This is a genomic window from Pseudomonas sp. St290 (assembly GCF_018325805.1).
Classification (GTDB): Bacteria; Pseudomonadota; Gammaproteobacteria; order Pseudomonadales; family Pseudomonadaceae; genus Aquipseudomonas; species Aquipseudomonas bijieensis.
The window spans coordinates 5,835,106-5,851,899 of the sequence record NZ_AP014703.1; the positions used below are offsets into that span (position 1 = coordinate 5,835,106).

General features: G+C 58.3%; 10 protein-coding genes. 9 read left to right on the forward strand and 1 reads right to left on the reverse strand.

What is annotated here, in order from left to right; translation table 11 throughout:
* The first annotated feature begins 83 nt into the window (after positions 1-83).
* The 5 genes from PBDP_RS25570 to lanM all read left to right on the forward strand — a co-directional run bounded on the left by PBDP_RS25570 (position 84) and on the right by lanM (position 6,810).
* Entirely contained in the window at positions 84-1,937 is a 1,854-nt protein-coding gene (locus PBDP_RS25570) for an Lnb N-terminal periplasmic domain-containing protein (protein WP_109756392.1), read from the forward strand.
* Positions 1,938-2,040: 103 nt separating this feature from the next.
* Positions 2,041-2,397 (forward strand): hypothetical protein, encoded by a 357-nt coding sequence (locus PBDP_RS25575; protein ID WP_109756393.1) that lies wholly within the window; start codon positions 2,041-2,043, stop codon positions 2,395-2,397.
* Positions 2,398-2,467: 70 nt separating this feature from the next.
* Positions 2,468-2,959 (forward strand): GreA/GreB family elongation factor, encoded by a 492-nt coding sequence (locus PBDP_RS25580; protein ID WP_109756394.1) that lies wholly within the window; start codon positions 2,468-2,470, stop codon positions 2,957-2,959.
* A 533-nt stretch (positions 2,960-3,492) separates the two neighbouring features.
* Entirely contained in the window at positions 3,493-3,651 is a 159-nt protein-coding gene (locus tag PBDP_RS25585; protein ID WP_162893868.1) for a hypothetical protein, read from the forward strand.
* Positions 3,652-3,735: 84 nt separating this feature from the next.
* Positions 3,736-6,810, forward strand: a complete 3,075-nt coding sequence (gene lanM, locus PBDP_RS25590) for a type 2 lanthipeptide synthetase LanM (protein WP_212801475.1) — start codon at positions 3,736-3,738, stop codon at positions 6,808-6,810.
* A 173-nt stretch (positions 6,811-6,983) separates the two neighbouring features.
* On the opposite strand, the gene ettA is transcribed toward lanM, so the two are convergent.
* On the reverse strand, positions 6,984-8,648 hold the full coding sequence (gene ettA / locus PBDP_RS25595; protein ID WP_018601028.1) for an energy-dependent translational throttle protein EttA: 1,665 nt from the start codon (positions 8,646-8,648) through the stop codon (positions 6,984-6,986).
* Positions 8,649-8,919: 271 nt separating this feature from the next.
* Between ettA and PBDP_RS25600 the strand changes: the two genes are divergently transcribed.
* The 4 genes from PBDP_RS25600 to PBDP_RS25615 all read left to right on the forward strand — a co-directional run bounded on the left by PBDP_RS25600 (position 8,920) and on the right by PBDP_RS25615 (position 16,782).
* On the forward strand, positions 8,920-12,768 hold the full coding sequence (locus PBDP_RS25600; protein WP_109756396.1) for a sensor domain-containing protein: 3,849 nt from the start codon (positions 8,920-8,922) through the stop codon (positions 12,766-12,768).
* Between the two features lie 222 nt (positions 12,769-12,990).
* The gene (glyA, locus tag PBDP_RS25605; protein WP_058544066.1) at positions 12,991-14,244 is read left to right on the forward strand and encodes a serine hydroxymethyltransferase; all 1,254 of its coding nucleotides are present in this window, start codon (positions 12,991-12,993) and stop codon (positions 14,242-14,244) included.
* Between the two features lie 207 nt (positions 14,245-14,451).
* The gene (locus PBDP_RS25610) at positions 14,452-14,982 is read left to right on the forward strand and encodes a hypothetical protein (protein WP_176689103.1); all 531 of its coding nucleotides are present in this window, start codon (positions 14,452-14,454) and stop codon (positions 14,980-14,982) included.
* A 486-nt stretch (positions 14,983-15,468) separates the two neighbouring features.
* A complete protein-coding gene (locus PBDP_RS25615) occupies positions 15,469-16,782 on the forward strand; it encodes a C4-dicarboxylate transporter DctA (RefSeq protein WP_109756398.1) in 1,314 nt (437 codons plus the stop codon).
* Positions 16,783-16,794 lie beyond the last annotated feature (12 nt).

The window sequence follows — 16,794 nt, forward strand, 5'->3', positions numbered from 1 at the left end:
GACAGCACTCGCTCCTCTCGGGGAGCGGGTTTTCTTTTTGGGGCCCCTTCGGTCTTTTTTTTCGACTTTCCAAGTAGCCGACTATGCTCAAACGCCTTGCCTGGCTGGCGCTCTGTGTGTGCGCCCCGCTGTCCGCCGCGCCTCATGTCGATCCTCAACGTTTGCAGCAACTGGCCAATGACCGCTTCTGGATTTCCCTGGGCCACTACGAAACCGCCAAACTGGGTGGCTGGCGCAGCTATATCAGCGACAAAAAATTCTTCCTCGCCCCCGACGGCAATCAACATCCTGACCGAGAACTGACCGCCACGCTGCGAGCCCTCTATGGCCCTGCCAGCGCCGGCCAGCAGCATGCCCAGTGCGTGTACCCGGCGCGAACGCGCTGGCTCAAGGCGCAGCTCAACCTGACCGACCTGCCGACCGTCGATTGCAGCGAATTCAACCAGTGGTTCAAGGACGTGTCGCCCCACAGCGCGGTGATGATCTTTCCCGCCGCCTACCTGAACAGCCCGTCCTCGATGTTCGGCCATACCCTGCTGCGCATCGACCAGGCCGACGTGCAAAGCGACAAGACCGCCCTGCTCAGCTATGCGATCAATTTCGGCGCCTACATCGAAGGTTCGGACAACAGCATCCTTTACGCCTGGAAAGGCCTGATGGGGGGCTATCCCGGCCTGTTCGCCCTGGTGCCATACCAAGAAAAGCTCTCCGAGTACCGTAGCCTGGAGAACCGCGACCTGTGGGAATACCGCCTGAACCTGAGCCAGGCGGAAACCGAGCGCATGGTCGAGCACGTCTGGGAACTCAAGCAGATCCAGTTCGACTATTTCTTCTTCGACGAAAACTGCTCTTATCGCCTGCTCGAGCTGCTGCAAGTGGCCCGTCCCAGCCTGCGCCTGACCGAACAATTCCCACTGACGGCGATTCCCACCGACACCGTCAAGGCAGTGAAAGAAGCCGGGTTGGTGGAAAGCATCCAGTATCGACCGTCCCGGGAACGGGAACTGCTCAGCCGCGCCGAGCCGCTCAGCGACGATGAGCAGCAATGGGTACTGAAAGTCAGCGCCGACCAGCAACAACTGCAAACGCCTGGATTCAAAGCGCTGGCGCGCGAACGCCAGGCGCTGATCATCGATGCGGCCTATCGCCTGGAACGCTATCGCGCCAATGGCCAGGAACGCGATCCGCAACGCGCCCAGCGCAGCTTCGAACTGTTACGGGCGATCAACCAGAACCCCGCGCCAGAACTCGAAATCCCGCAACCGGGCCTGCCCGAGGACGGTCATGAATCACGCACCTGGCAGGCCGGCCTCGGCACGCGGGGCGACCGGGCGTTCGGCGAATATGGCTTGCGCATGGCCTACCACGACCTCAATGACAACGCCGAGAGTTTCCCCTTGGGCGCGCAGATCGAGATCCTGCAATTGAAACTGCGCCAGTACGAAGGCAATGATTGGCAGGTGCAGCAACTCGACCTGGCAACCATTCGCTCGCTGACGCCGCGCAATGAGTTGCTGCAACCACTGTCCTGGCAGGTCACCGGCGGCCTGGAGCGGGTACCGGGCAAACACGACGATGAAACCCTGGTCAGCCACGTCAACGGCGGCGCGGGCGGCACCTGGGCGCTGGGTGAAGATGTGCTGGGCTTTGCCCTGGGCACGGTGCGAGTCGAGCACAACAATGACTTCGCCCAATTCATCGCCCCGGCCGCCGGCTTCAACAGCGGTATGCTGTGGAAAAATCCGCTGGGCAACCTGAGCCTGGAAGCCAAGGGCGATTATTTCGTCAACGGCGAAGTGCGCCGTAGTCTGAGCCTGAATCAGCAGTGGGAATTATCCCGCAACCTCGGCCTGCGCCTGAGTGCCCAGCGTGAATTCAGCCAGTTGGCCTCGCCGGAGAACGAGGTGATGCTTGAGGTGAAGTGGTACCACTACTGACAACGGCGCGTGCAACGAACGGATTAATCACCGGCCTTTCACGCCTTTCTGACGAATTCACTCCTAGACTTCTTGTATGAGCGGGAATCGGCGGAAAAGCGGAATGAAGCGTGTGGCAGTGGTCCTGGGTATGTTGATGTTGCTCGGTGGCTGTGAAACCACCCACGAAGACTTGATCGCCCGGGGTTATCCACCTGCGTTCGCCGACGGCTACGACGATGGTTGCAGCAGTGGCCGGCAAGCGGCGGGTGTGATCACCGGCCAGTTCAGGAAAGACGTACCGCGCTACCTCAAGGACCCGCGCTACGCCGAAGGCTGGAGCGATGGTTTCCGTCAGTGCCAGGCCATGCGCGAGAGCGAAGAGCGTAATGCCTATCGCGAACGCCATTGGGACGAACGTGAACGGGCCTGGCAGCAACAGAAAGACCAAGACGCCGCCCGGGCTTATCGCTCGCAGTGAGTCGCGTACAGACATTCATCGAAACCAAAACCCTGCGACCATGGCCCAAACTCCAATAGAGGAGAACACCATGAGTCGCGCTTTCGTCAACGAAGACAACGCCGCAGCCCAGGCCGACCAGCCGGTCGAACGCCAGGTCAGTGCGCAACCCAACTACGTGACCCCTTCGGGACTTGCCCAGTTGCAGGCCCGCGTCGCCCAGTTACAAGCGCTACATGGCCAACACGCGGCCAAAGGCGATCAAGCAGACAAACAACGCATCGCCGACATTGAACGCGACCTGCGCTACTTCAACCAGCGTTTGCAGAGTGCGCAGGTCGTTGTACCGACATCAATGGATCAGGTGCGGATCGGACATTGGGTGACCTTCGTCGACGAGCATGATCATGAACAGCGGGTGCAACTGGTCGGTGAAGACCAGGCCGATGCGGCCAGCGGACTGATCAACTGGGGCTCGCCGCTGGGGCGAGCATTACTGGGAGCGAAGGTCGGGGATGAGGTGATCTGGGAGCGACCGGTGGGGAATCTCGCCATTGAAATCATTGCGATAGAGCTTGATTAAGCGACTGTCATTAAGTGCACCGATAAAACATTGCAAACCACTCTCATCACCAACAGGATCGGCGTTCTAAAAGCTCTATCACTAGAAGGTGATGACAGTAGGTTACATGCCTGTAGCAACATGTAACCGCAACATAAGGTCATAACGACAAGTTGGTGTCAAATCAGGAGCATGCTACTGTTTTTCCCGCACCCCAACAGGTGCATAACAACAAAAGAGGAGAAACATAATGAGCGAACAAATACTGGCAATGTCAGGTGACTTCGACGGTGACTTCATGTCCTACCGACAAGTTAACAGTCTTGGCATTGAGTCAGCAGCGCTGACCATTGTCGAGTGCGGCACCATAGGGTGCACCGCTCTTTTGTGCTAAATCCCACCCTTTCAAAGTCGTCCATGCAACACGACTTTAAACATCCCTAATCCCATTCATAAAAAACTTCATTTCACATCCTACAGTTCGGGCGCACTGATCGGCTCCGATTGACCGCAGATTACTGTACGTGATGTTTAATAATTGATGAGGAAATACCATGAGCGAAAAAATCCTGAACATGTCCGGCGACTTCCATCTCGAATTCGACGCTTACCAAGCGCCCGCCAACAATATTGGGGGAATGCTGGCAACCACGATGGAATGCAATACTTTTGGAACGTGCACCAACCTCGAATGCTCGACAATCATGTGTTAACCCCAGTTAACCAATCATCACACAGGCAAAACTTATAAACATAGAGCAGGCATCGCCTGCTCTATCCATGCCAGGAGCTACGGCATGCTTGTTAACGCTTTGAAGTTGGATCAGCGAGGGAAGCACAGAGGTTCTTCCGAAGGCGACATCGCCCTTTTTGAAAACAACCTGACCCGTCTGCATGCTGACGACCAAACCTTGCTGAATCACTTTGGGTTGAACAGGGAACAACTGGTCTCTTATATCAAGGAGCCTATCAACCAGCAGTGCTTGCCCGCCGATGGCGAAACCGCCTTGAACACCCTCAAGGATAAGCTTGCTCGTCTCGATAGCATTAGCATTGAAAAAGAAAGCTCAGGCGGCACGGATAATTTTTATTGGTTCAGCTATCGTTTTTTTCTTTATTTCGTCGACACCTTCAAGGCCGATGAGCGCTATTTGAATGCGTCAACGCACATTGATGAACCCGCTTTGTTTGCAAGCCTTGAACGCTATGTCCTGGCCCGGGTTGGACGCACGGCAGAACAAAGCCTGGTCCATTATTTGAATACACGGATTGCGAACGGTGATGACATTGACTTGAACGGATTCAATGAACATCTGCGCACATTGCCGCTGCTGAAATGCTTCGAATCCTATCCGGTGCTGGCGACACTGCTGTTTGACCTGCTGGAAGACACCCTCCATTACCTTTATGCAGTCATTCACAACTTCGCCGACGATGCGGAAGCGCTGGAGCGGGAATTTTCGATCCCATCCCGGAAAATCGAGGCTATCGAGCTTGGCCTGGGTGACCCCCATGGTCGCGGCGAAACGGTTTGCCAAGTCAAAATCAGCACGACTTCATTGGTCTACAAGCCAAGAGCAAACCGGGAGGCGATTTTTTTCTATCGTCTTCTTGGACAATTGCATGAGTGGACAGGTGCGGATTGTTTTTCCATCCACACCCCAAGGATCCTCAGCCGCGAGCGACATAGCTGGGTAGAGAAAATCGACAACCTGCCTTGTGACAGCGAAGCGGAGGTTGGACTGTTCTATGAAAAAATGGGGGCACAAATAGCCATCATCCATGCGTTGAATGGGATCGACTTTCACTACGAAAACATTATCGCGTGCGGCAACAGTCCGGTCATGATTGACCTCGAGTGTTTGTTCACGGCCTCCACCAGCGACCTGCTCACTGACCTTCCCGCTGGCTGCGCACTGTCCAATAGCTTTAAATTGGTCCAGCGGTCGATATGTTCCAGCGGCTTCGTACCCTTTTCACAACAGTCCAGAAACGACCAAAGCGGTCTGACCCGGCAAGCTCTATTCATCTCGACCCGCAATTCCCTGATTTTCGACAGTGGCTTTTACCATCTGCGTAAAGTTGAATTCGAACACCACCTGATGCAAAAACACCTGCCTCTTTTGCAGGGTGAGCGCAAGGGGCCCGAAGCTTATAAAGCAGAGCTTCTCCAAGGCTTTGAATATGCCTATGGCAGACTCATGGTTCATCGGCACGCGATCATGCAAAGGCTTGAACAAGCCGCAGGCGAACTGTCGACCCGGGTGTTGCTGAAAAACTCTCAGCGCTACGCTGATTTCATCGGGCTGATCCGCCACCCACGCTTCATGCAAAACATGCTCGACAGAGAACTTCTGCTCGCGACCTTGTGGAAAGATTTGAAAGAACCCTATCGGGAAAAGGGCATTCCCCGCTATGAAATAGCCGACCTGCAAAGGTCCAGCATTCCGTGCTTTACCATGCCGCTGAACGCCAACTATTTTACGAGCGCACAGGGTGAAACAATACCGATGGCAGCCGTGGAGCCCCCGCTAGAAAGCTGCCTACAGAAAATAGCCAACCTGTCTCGCAAAGACTGGGCCTTGCAACGCACCTTGCTCGAAATCTGTTTGTTCCCAGAACCGAATGGACATCTTCCATCGCGTATCGAGCCGCCCCTGGCGAACCTTGAAAAGGAGCCCCTCGACGCGATCCTGAGGATCAGCACCCGCCTCGAGGAACTCGCAATAGTGGGCGCAGTAGAGGATGTAAGCTGGCTGTCTTTCCATACACACCCCACGACTCAGAGAAAATATCCGTCGCCAATGGATCACGGGCTGTACTCCGGTATCGCCGGGATTGGCCTGTTTTATCTGAGCCTGTTCAAGGTGAGCGGCAAACCACACTTTCTGTCACGCATGGATCAGGTCCTGGACTCACTGGAACAACGCTTCGGCTTTTTCAAAACCGATTTGACTGTCAGCGCGTATCACGGACTGGGGGGTTACCTCTATCTGCTCATCAATCGTCGCCAGATCACTGGGGACGCCAGGCATGATGAGAAAATTGCTGGCCTGCTGACCCAACTGATTGAAGTGCCTCCTGAAGACTATGATTTCGACTTCCTGGGCGGTTGTTGTGGTGCTGTGACACTGCTGGCCAATATCCATGCACTCTCTGCGCAAGAGGATGTGCGGCCGGCGATCCAACGCATGGTCGACTACATAAAGAGCCAAATCCTGATTGAAGACGGCCAGCTTCTGCGACGTGATGAGCGCTCCGTCATTTTGACAGGCTTGTCCCACGGCCTCTCGGGTGTCATCCATGCATTGTGCAAAGCCTATGAGGTGACCAGCGACGTGACCCTGGTGCCCCTGGCCGTCCAGGTGCTCGAGGGAGAAAACCGCTTGAGTCGGGATGGTTTCTGGCTGGACCTGCGCAACCTCGGGCCGCTGGACCATGCGTCCAAATGGTGCCACGGCGACGGCGGTATCCTCATCGCCAGGCGACAGCTCATGGAGTCGATGGGGGACGCCCTGGACGAAGCGACCCGGCAGACAGTGCTCGACGATATACAGCGGTGCGAAAACAATCTCTGGCAACACGGGTTTGGCGATGGCTACAACCTTTGTCATGGCGATTTTGGCAATCTGCTCTGCCTGTATGACCTGTATCGGCACTCGGATAATCCTGAGGGCATCAGCAGAGTCAGAAAAGCACTTGAGGATGTCTCCCGGCAGTTTTTCGAAGGGCCCTATCTCGACAGCGATCGGGTGCCCGATGTCAGTCTGTTGACTGGAATAACCGGTGCAGGCTATGCCTTGCTGTACGAGATGGATACGACCCTTCCGAATATTCTTTCGCTCGATTTTGCGAAGCAGTCCACGGGATAAAAACAGCCACATACCTTGTGGGAGCGGGCTTGCTCGCGAAAGCGCTGGGTCAGTCAACCACAATGCTTGCTGATCCGACGCCTTCGCGAGCAAGCCCGCTCCCACAGGGAATTTGCGGCGGCCATAAAAAAACGGAGCCTTTCGAAGGCTCCGTTTTTATGCAACTGACCGAATCAGGCCAGTTTCTTGTGCCGTACGCGATGCGGCTGGGCAGCCGCTTCGCCAAGGCGCTTCTTGCGATCGGCTTCGTACTCGGTGTAGTTGCCTTCGAAGAACACCGCTTGCGAGTCGTCTTCGTACGCCAGGATGTGGGTCGCCACGCGGTCGAGGAACCACCGATCGTGGGAGATCACAATGGCGGCGCCCGGGAAGTCCAGCAGGGCTTCTTCCAGGGAACGCAGGGTTTCGACGTCGAGGTCGTTGGACGGTTCGTCGAGCAGCAGGACGTTACCGCCCTCCTTCAGGGTCAGCGCCAGGTGCAAGCGACCACGCTCACCACCGGACAGGTCCTTGACGAACTTCTGCTGGTCGCCGCCCTTGAAGTTGAAGCGGCCCACATAAGTGCGCGACGGGATTTCATAGTTGCCGATACGGATCTGATCGGAGCCGTCGGAGATCTGCTGGAACACGGTCTTGCTGCCGTCCAGGTCTTCGCGGCTCTGGTCGACGCAGGCCAGCTGCACGGTTTCACCGATTTCGATGCTGCCCGAATCCGGGGTTTCCTTGCCCATCAACATGCGGAACAGCGTGGATTTACCCGCACCGTTACCACCGATCACACCGACGATGGCGCCTTTGGGCATGGAGAACGACAGGTTGTCGATCAGCACGCGATCGCCATAGCCCTTGGTGACGTTCTTGAACTCGATGACCTTGTCACCCAGGCGCGGACCGGCCGGGATATAGATCTCGTTGGTTTCGCTGCGCTTCTGGAATTCCTGGGACTGCATTTCCTCGAAGCGTTGCAGGCGTGCCTTGGATTTGGACTGACGGGCCTTGGCGCCTTTGCGCACCCATTCCAGTTCTTCCTTCATGGCTTTTTCATGGGCCGACTGCTGCTTGGATTCCTGGGCCAGACGATCGGACTTGGCTTCCAGCCAGCCCGAATAATTGCCCTCATACGGAATGCCTGCACCGCGGTCGAGCTCCAGGATCCAGCCGGCGACGTTGTCCAGGAAGTAACGGTCGTGCGTGATCGCGACCACGGTGCCCGGGAAGTCGTGCAGGAAGTGTTCGAGCCAGGCGACGGAATCCGCGTCCAGGTGGTTGGTCGGTTCGTCGAGCAGCAGCATGTCCGGGGCCGACAGCAACAGGCGGCACAGGGCTACGCGGCGCTTCTCACCGCCGGACAAGTGCTCGACCTTCGCGTCCCAGGCCGGCAGACGCAGCGCATCGGCGGCGACTTCCAGCTGGCGGTCCAGGTTGTGGCCGTCGCTGGCCTGCAGGATCGCTTCGAGCTTGGCCTGTTCGGCGGCCAGCTTGTCGAAGTCGGCATCCGGGTCGGCGTAGGCGGCATAGACCTCGTCGAGGCGCGCCTGGGCGTCCTTGATCACACTGACCGCTTCCTCGACCACTTCGCGAACGGTCTTGCTCGGGTCCAGCTGAGGTTCCTGCGGCAGGTAGCCGATATTCAGGTCCGGCATTGGCCGGGCTTCGCCGTCGAATTCGTTATCGACGCCGGCCATGATTTTCAGCAGCGTGGATTTACCCGAGCCGTTGAGGCCCAGTACGCCGATCTTGGCGCCGGGGAAGAAGGACAGTGAAATGTTTTTCAGGATTTCCCGCTTCGGCGGAACAACTTTGCTCAGCCGATGCATGGTGAAGACGTATTGAGCCATGGTGAACCTAGCGTCAGTGACAGGTGAAAAGAACGAGCCAGGCCATGCGCGGCGCCGGCACTTGACGGTCATCAATGCCTGCGGGCGGATAGAGCCTGGGAATCTGGAGCTGGAACGCTCTTGTTTGATCGGCAAAGCTACCTCAACCGTCGGTCAAGGTCCAGCCGCCAGGGGCTGGCACTTTGCCACAAGTCAAGGCATGCTAGCCGCCCTTCGGGCGTCCGGCTTATAGTGCACGTCGCGCCAGTCCAGCAAACCGCAGGATTACAGCTTGTCCAACGTCACGCCGCCCCTGTCCCCTCGCGCACCCGCTGTCGTGCCCGGCTCGCCCCTGCGCGGGACATTGAAGGGCGCGCTGGCCACCCTCGTGCTGCTATTGCTCGGGTTGCTGTTCTGGCAATTGCTCGACCAACTGCGCGAAACCCAGCAGCAACAACGCCAATACACCATCGACTACACCGCCGATCTCGCCGCGCAGGTCAGCCTGAACATGGCCCTGAACGCGCAAATCGCCCTTAACCTGCTACCGATCGTCGAACAACCACAAACAGCCGACGAACAGCGGGCCCTGGTTCGCAAACTCCAGCAATCGCTCCCTGAATTGCGCAGCCTGGCACTGCTGAGCCCCTCCGGCCGAGTGCTCAGTGACAGCGACGCCGACAGTCACGACGCCGATTACCTGGGTGAGCTGGTGCGACGTAGCCGGGCCCAGGCACATTATTTCAGCAATGCCGAAGACGGCTCCGTGGTGCATCTATTGCTGCACCAGGCCAGCGGTAGCAGCCGTGGCTACTGGGCCCTGCGCCTGACGCCGAGCTTTTTCTCGACCCTGACCAAGCAGGCCGATGTGGGGCTGCGCCCGCTGTGGCTGGTGGAAAACCGTCTCAACCAGCAGATCATCAGCCGCGACGAAAGCCTGCCCTCGAGCAGCCCTACCCATTTGTCGCCGGATGACCTGGAGAACACCGTACTGACCATCCCCCTGAGCAGCAGCGACTGGCAGTTGCGGGGGCTGTTCGACCGTCGCCAGGTGCTTGAGCAACTGCTGCCGGCCTTCATCGGCAAATGCCTGCTGGGCCTGGCGTTTTCGTTGTTGCCAGTGATCGCGCTGTTGAACATGCGCCGGCGGCAGCGACAGTTGCATGAAGGTCGACGGCGCTACCAGGACATTTTCGAAGGCACCGGCGTAGCCCTGTGCGTGCTCGACCTGTCGGGGCTCAAGGCCTTTTTTGAGCGGGCCGGCCTGCACAATGGCGATCAACTGCGCGCCTGGATGAAAACCTCTCATCAACTCGAACAATTGCGCCAGGAAGTTCACGTCACCGAAGTCAACCAGATGGCGTTGAAACTGCTCAACGTCGACTCCTGCGACCAGGCCTGGCAACTGCTGGTCGGCAAGGGTGCGCAGGAACACAACCCCGTTGGTTCGAAGCTGCTCGAAGCACTGCTCGACCAACACAAGCAACTGGAACTGGAAATCAAGCTCCAGGACGCCCATGGCCGCGACCAGCACCTGTGGCTGGTCTTGCGCCTGCCGGAAAAACAGCACGACTACAACGCGGTCATCCTGAGCATCAGTGACATCACCAGCCGCAAGCTGATCGAACTCTCGCTGCTCGAACGCGAGGGTTTCTGGTCCGACGTGGTGCGCACCGTGCCGGATCATCTCTATGTGCAGGACGTCATCAGCCAGCGGATGATCTTCAGCAACCATCACCTGGGCCAGACCCTGGGATACGACCGCACCGAACTGCACCAGATGGGCGAGTACTTCTGGGAAATCCTGCTGCACAGCGAAGACGCCGATCACTACCACAACCTGCGCCAGGAACAGCGCCGGGGCGGGTACACGCAACTGTTGCAATGCCAGCTGCGCTTTCGTCATCGCAATGGCAGATGGCGCTGCTTCGACATCCGTGAACAGGCCCTGGCCCGGGACCGGCACGACCAGGTGACACGCATCATCGGCGTGGCCAAGGACGTCACAGAGCAGATCGAGGCCAGCGAATCGCTGCGCGACAGCGAGCAACGCTACCGGATGCTCGCCGAAAGCATCAGCGACGTGATCTTCTCCACCGACAACAAGCTTTCGCTCAACTATGTCAGCCCGTCGGTGCAAGCGGTGCTGGGCTACACCGCCGACTGGATTTTCCAGAACGGCTGGCAATCAATCATCGCCAATCCGCAACAACTGACCGGCATCTACAGCCTGATGGACCGGGTCAGCAAGGCCCTCGACAAGCCCGAACAACTGGCCGAGCTGCGCAACCAGATGCAGACCCAGCTGTTCCTGTTCGACTGCCTGCGTGCCGACGGGCGCAAGATCCCCATCGAGTTGCGGCTGGTGCTGGTGTGGGATGAAAGCGGCGCGTTCGAAGGCGTGCTCGGCGTCGGCCGCGACATCAGCCAGCAGCGTCGCGCCGAAAAAGACCTGCGCATGGCCGCCACGGTATTCGAGCATTCGACTTCGGCAATCCTGATCACCGACCCGGCGGGCTACATTGTCCAGGCCAACGAAGCCTTCAGTCGCGTCAGCGGTTATGCCGTGTCGCAAGTGCTGGACCAGTTGCCCAACATGCTGACCGTGGACGAGCAGCAGGAAGCCCACCTGCGCTACGTGCTCAAGCAACTGCAACAGCACAGCACCTGGGAAGGCGAAGTCTGGCTCAAGCGTCGCAATGGCGAGCATTACCCGGCCTGGGTCGGCATCACCGCCGTGCTCGATGACGAAGGCGACCTGGCCAGCTATGTGTGTTTTTTCAGCGACATCAGCGAACGCAAGGCCAGCGAGCAACGCATTCATCGCCTGGCCTATTACGACGCCCTGACTCACCTGCCCAACCGCACGCTGTTCCAGGATCGCCTGCACACCGCGCTGCAATCGGCCGAGCGGCAGAAGACCTGGGTGGTGCTGATGTTCCTCGACCTGGACCGCTTCAAGCCCATCAACGACTCCCTGGGTCACGCCGCCGGTGACCGGATGCTCAAGGAAATGGCCACGCGCCTGCTCGGTTGTGTCGCCGACGACGATACCGTGGCGCGCATGGGCGGCGACGAATTCACCTTGTTGCTACAGCCGCGCGCCAGCCGCGAAATGGCGCTGAACCGGGCCATTACCGTGGCCGAGCAGATCCTCGCCAGCCTGGTCCGGCCATTCGTGCTCGAAGGCCGGGAGTTCTTCGTCACCGCCAGTATCGGCATCGCCCTGAGTCCCCAGGATGGCAGTGAACTGAGCCAGTTGATGAAAAACGCCGACACGGCCATGTACCACGCCAAGGAACGCGGCAAGAACAACTTCCAGTTCTATCAGGCCGACATGAACGCCAGCGCCCTGGAGCGCCTGGAACTGGAAAGCGATTTGCGCCACGCCCTGGAACAGAACGAGTTCGTGTTGTACTACCAGCCGCAGTTCAGCGGCGATGGCAAACGTTTGACCGGCGCCGAAGCGCTGCTGCGCTGGCGCCATCCACGTCGCGGCCTGGTGCCGCCGGGAGACTTCATCCCGGTACTCGAGGAACTCGGGCTGGTGGTGGACGTCGGCGACTGGGTCATCACCGAAGCCTGTCGGCAGCTCAGGACGTGGCACCAGGCCAAGGTCCGGGTGCCAAAGGTCTCGGTCAACATTTCCGCCCGGCAGTTCTCCGACGGCCAATTGGGCACGCGCATCGCCAATATCCTGCGCAGCACCGGCCTGCCGCCGGCCTGCCTGGAGCTGGAACTGACCGAAAGTATCCTGATGCGCGAAGTCAGCGAGGCGATGCAGATTCTGGCCGGTTTGAAAAACCTGGGACTGAGCATCGCCGTGGATGACTTCGGCACCGGTTATTCCTCGCTCAACTACCTCAAGCAATTCCCCATCGACGTGCTGAAGATCGACCGCACGTTCGTCGACGGCCTGCCGTCCGGCGAGCAGGATGCACAGATCGCCCGGGCGATCATCGCCATGGCCCACAGCCTCAACCTGGCGGTAATCGCCGAAGGGGTCGAGACCCACGAGCAATTGGACTTTTTGCGCGAACACGGCTGCGACGAAGTCCAGGGCTACCTGTTCGGTCGGCCGATGCCGGCCAACCGGTTTGAAGCGCAGTTCAGCAATGATGCGTTGTTCATGCTCGACTGAGGCCTTGTACCATCTGGGCCGCCCTATCGCGGGCAAGCCTTGCTCCCACAGGGGAACGCAGACTTCTGTGGGAGCAAGGCTTGCCCGCGATAGGGCCTGCACAGGTGACACCCCTGTTGCGTGAAACCCATTCGTCCGCGACATGATGTCCTTTCATATGCCTTCCAAAACCGGTTGGGTTAGAATGCCCCCCTTTTCTGCCCCCGATCCTTGAGGACCGCCATGTTCAGCCGTGATTTGACTATTGCCAAGTACGACGCCGATCTCTTTGCCGCCATGGAGCAAGAAGCTCAGCGCCAGGAAGAGCACATTGAGCTGATCGCTTCGGAAAACTACACCAGCCCCGCGGTGATGGAAGCTCAAGGCTCGGTACTGACCAACAAGTACGCCGAAGGCTATCCGGGCAAGCGCTACTACGGTGGTTGCGAGTATGTCGACGTGGTCGAGCAACTGGCCATCGACCGCGCCAAGCAACTGTTCGGCGCCGATTACGCCAACGTCCAGCCGCACGCAGGCTCCCAAGCCAACGCCGCCGTGTACCTGGCGCTGCTGTCGGCCGGTGACACCATCCTGGGCATGAGCCTGGCCCACGGCGGTCACCTGACCCACGGCGCCAGCGTTTCCTCCTCCGGCAAGCTGTACAACGCGATCCAGTACGGCATCGACGGCAACGGCCTGATCGATTACGACGAAGTCGAGCGCCTGGCGCTGGAACACAAGCCGAAAATGATCGTGGCCGGTTTCTCCGCCTACTCCCAGGTCCTCGACTTCCCGCGCTTTCGCGAGATCGCCGACAAGGTCGGTGCCTACCTGTTCGTCGACATGGCTCACGTGGCCGGCCTGGTCGCCGCTGGCGTCTACCCGAACCCGGTGCCATTCGCCGACGTGGTCACTACCACCACCCACAAGACCCTGCGCGGTCCACGTGGCGGCCTGATCCTGGCTCGCGCCAACGCCGACATCGAGAAGAAGCTGAACTCCGCTGTCTTCCCAGGCGCCCAGGGTGGCCCACTGGAGCACGTGATCGCTGCCAAGGCGATCTGCTTCAAGGAAGCCCTGCAACCTGAGTTCAAGGCTTACCAGCAGCAAGTGGTGAAAAACGCCAAGGCCATGGCCGGCGTGTTCATCGAACGCGGCTTCGACGTGGTGTCCGGCGGTACCGAGAACCACCTGTTCCTGCTCTCGCTGATCAAGCAAGAGATCTCCGGAAAAGACGCCGATGCGGCGCTGGGCAAGGCGTTCATCACCGTGAACAAGAACTCGGTGCCAAACGACCCACGCTCCCCGTTCGTCACCTCGGGCCTGCGTTTCGGCACCCCGGCCGTGACCACTCGCGGCTTCAAGGAAGCCGAGTGCAAGGAACTGGCCGGCTGGATCTGCGACATCCTGGCAGACCTGAACAACGAAGCGGTGATCGACGCCGTGCGTGAGAAGGTCAAGGCTATCTGCAAGAAGCTGCCGGTGTACGGCGCTTAATCAGCTCGCCAAAACGTAACCAAAAAGGCCCGCATCGAAAGATGCGGGCCTTTTTATTGGCGTTGTAAAACATACGATCAAACAACTAACGCCAGCCAGCATTTAACCTCCTGTAATACAGACAGCCCCACAAGGGATTAACAACTCAATAAGATCCAGTTCGCCCCATCCAAAATTTAATCAACAACTACAGGAGTCAATATTCACATGGACAGTGAAAATTCCTTTCATGCAACACTTGATATGTTTAGCGCTCACGTCAATCTACTGGAAAGGCTGCATGGCAAACCCGCGCTGGCGACCGTCAGCTCTTTCAGCGGTGGTTTTTATACCGGCAAACCCCAGACCCAGGATCATTCACACCTGCTTGGCATGCGCGCCGAAGATCCGAGGACGCGCGGTGAACCCTTGCGGTTGCACTTCCGGCATACCGCGAATGGCTATCTCCTGACCCTAAAAAACACTGGCGAGCACTACAACAAAGTGCTCAGTAAAAGCTGGTTCGAAGTACTTGGTGCAAAGGATCCCAATACTAAAAAGCCGACTCTCTTCACCCTTATCGACTTTCAACAGAATGTCATCACGCCGAAAAATATCAAATCCGGCCACACCCGCATTTCGCTCATGACCGCCAATAAAAAACATGTGGGGGGATTAAGACTGCGAGGTTCGCCTTATCTCTATCTTGCCGAGACGGAAGAACAGTCAAAAGCGACGTTCATTCTGAGTATTCTCTGAGCAAAATACCCGTAGAACATTTTAATGTAAGACAGGGACAACCCATCTATCCCCTGTGGCGAGGGGATTTATCCCCGTTGGGCTGCGCAGCAGCCCCAAAAGCTTGAATGCGATTCACCTGGCACACCACAGTGGCCGGGTCAGGGCTGCTGCGCAGCCCAGCGGGGATAAATCCCCTCGCCACAATGAATCAAGCAATCCTTAAGTGAACAGCATTGCGCCGCAGTCTTGTGTTCTCTCCTCACTATTTGCGTAGGCATCTGGCGGCAAAATTTTTTCCAGCCGGAAAAAGGCTCAAGCTCAAGGCTTTCACCACAACTGGTAAGACCGGTAAAGCCAAATCATCACAATCAAGCTTGCATACCCGCAAAAACAGCGCCTAGACTGCGCCTGCACTGGACAAACCGGTAAGACCACAATAATGAAGTCCTGACGCCAACAGCCCCAGCGCCGGCGGACATGGACACCGAACCAGGAATCCCTCCCATGCTCAAATGGTGCTCGCGGTCGATCTTCCTTCAAGTTGTCCTCGGACTGGTGCTCGGCATCGTCTGCGGGCTTACCCTTCCCGAATACTCTGCACAGCTCAAACCCCTCGGCGACGGCTTTATCAAGCTGATCAAGATGCTCATCGGCCTGATCGTGTTCTGCGTGGTGGTCAGCGGCATCTCCGGCGCCGGTGATCTCAAGAAGGTCGGGCGCATCGGCCTCAAGTCGGTCATCTATTTCGAAATACTCACCACCATCGCCTTGGTCATCGGCCTGGTCTTTGCCTTCACCACGGGCATCGGCAGCGGCGCGAACATCCATCTTGACCAGCTTTCCAGCGCCGACATGGGCGATATCGCCCAGCGCGGCCAGCACATGGTCACCACCACCCAGTTCCTGATGAACCTGATCCCGACGTCGGTGATCGGAGCATTCGCGGAGAACAACATCCTGCAGGTGCTGCTGTTTGCCGTGCTGTTTGGCAGCGCACTGAATCTCGTCGGTGATGCCGCGTCCGGTATTTCCCGCCTGATCAACGAACTCAGCCACGTGATCTTCCGCATCATGGGCATGATCGTGCGCCTGGCCCCTATCGGTGTCTTTGGCGCCATTGCCTTCACCACCAGCAAATACGGCCTGGATTCGCTACAGCACCTGGGCAACCTCGTCGGCCTGTTCTACCTGACCTGCATCGCTTTTGTCGCGGTGATCCTGGGCGTGGTGATGCGCGTGTCGGGCCTGCCGATGCTGCCGTTCCTCAAATACCTGCGCGAAGAGCTGCTGATCGTACTCGGCACCGCGTCGTCCGACGCCGTGTTGCCACAGATCATGCGCAAACTCGAACACCTGGGGGTCGGCAGCTCTACCGTGGGCCTGGTCATTCCCACCGGCTACTCGTTCAACCTCGATGGTTTTTCGATCTACCTGACCCTGGCCATTGTCTTCATCGCCAACGCGACCGGTACGCCCCTGGCCATGAGCGATCTGTTGACCATCCTGCTGGTCTCGCTGATCACCTCCAAGGGCGCCCATGGGATTCCCGGCTCGGCGCTGGTGATCCTGGCGGCCACGCTGACCGCGATCCCGGCAATCCCGGTGGTCGGCCTGGTGCTGGTGCTGGCCGTGGACTGGTTCATGGGCATCGGTCGCGCCCTGACCAACCTGATTGGCAATTGCGTGGCGACCGTGGCGATCGCCCGCTGGGAAAAAGACATCGACATCCCTCGTGCGCGCAAGGTGCTGTCCGGTCAACAAGGCTATACCTTCCAACCCAGAAAACCGGTGGGCAGTGCCCATCACCAGCAATTCTGAAAGACTGCGGTG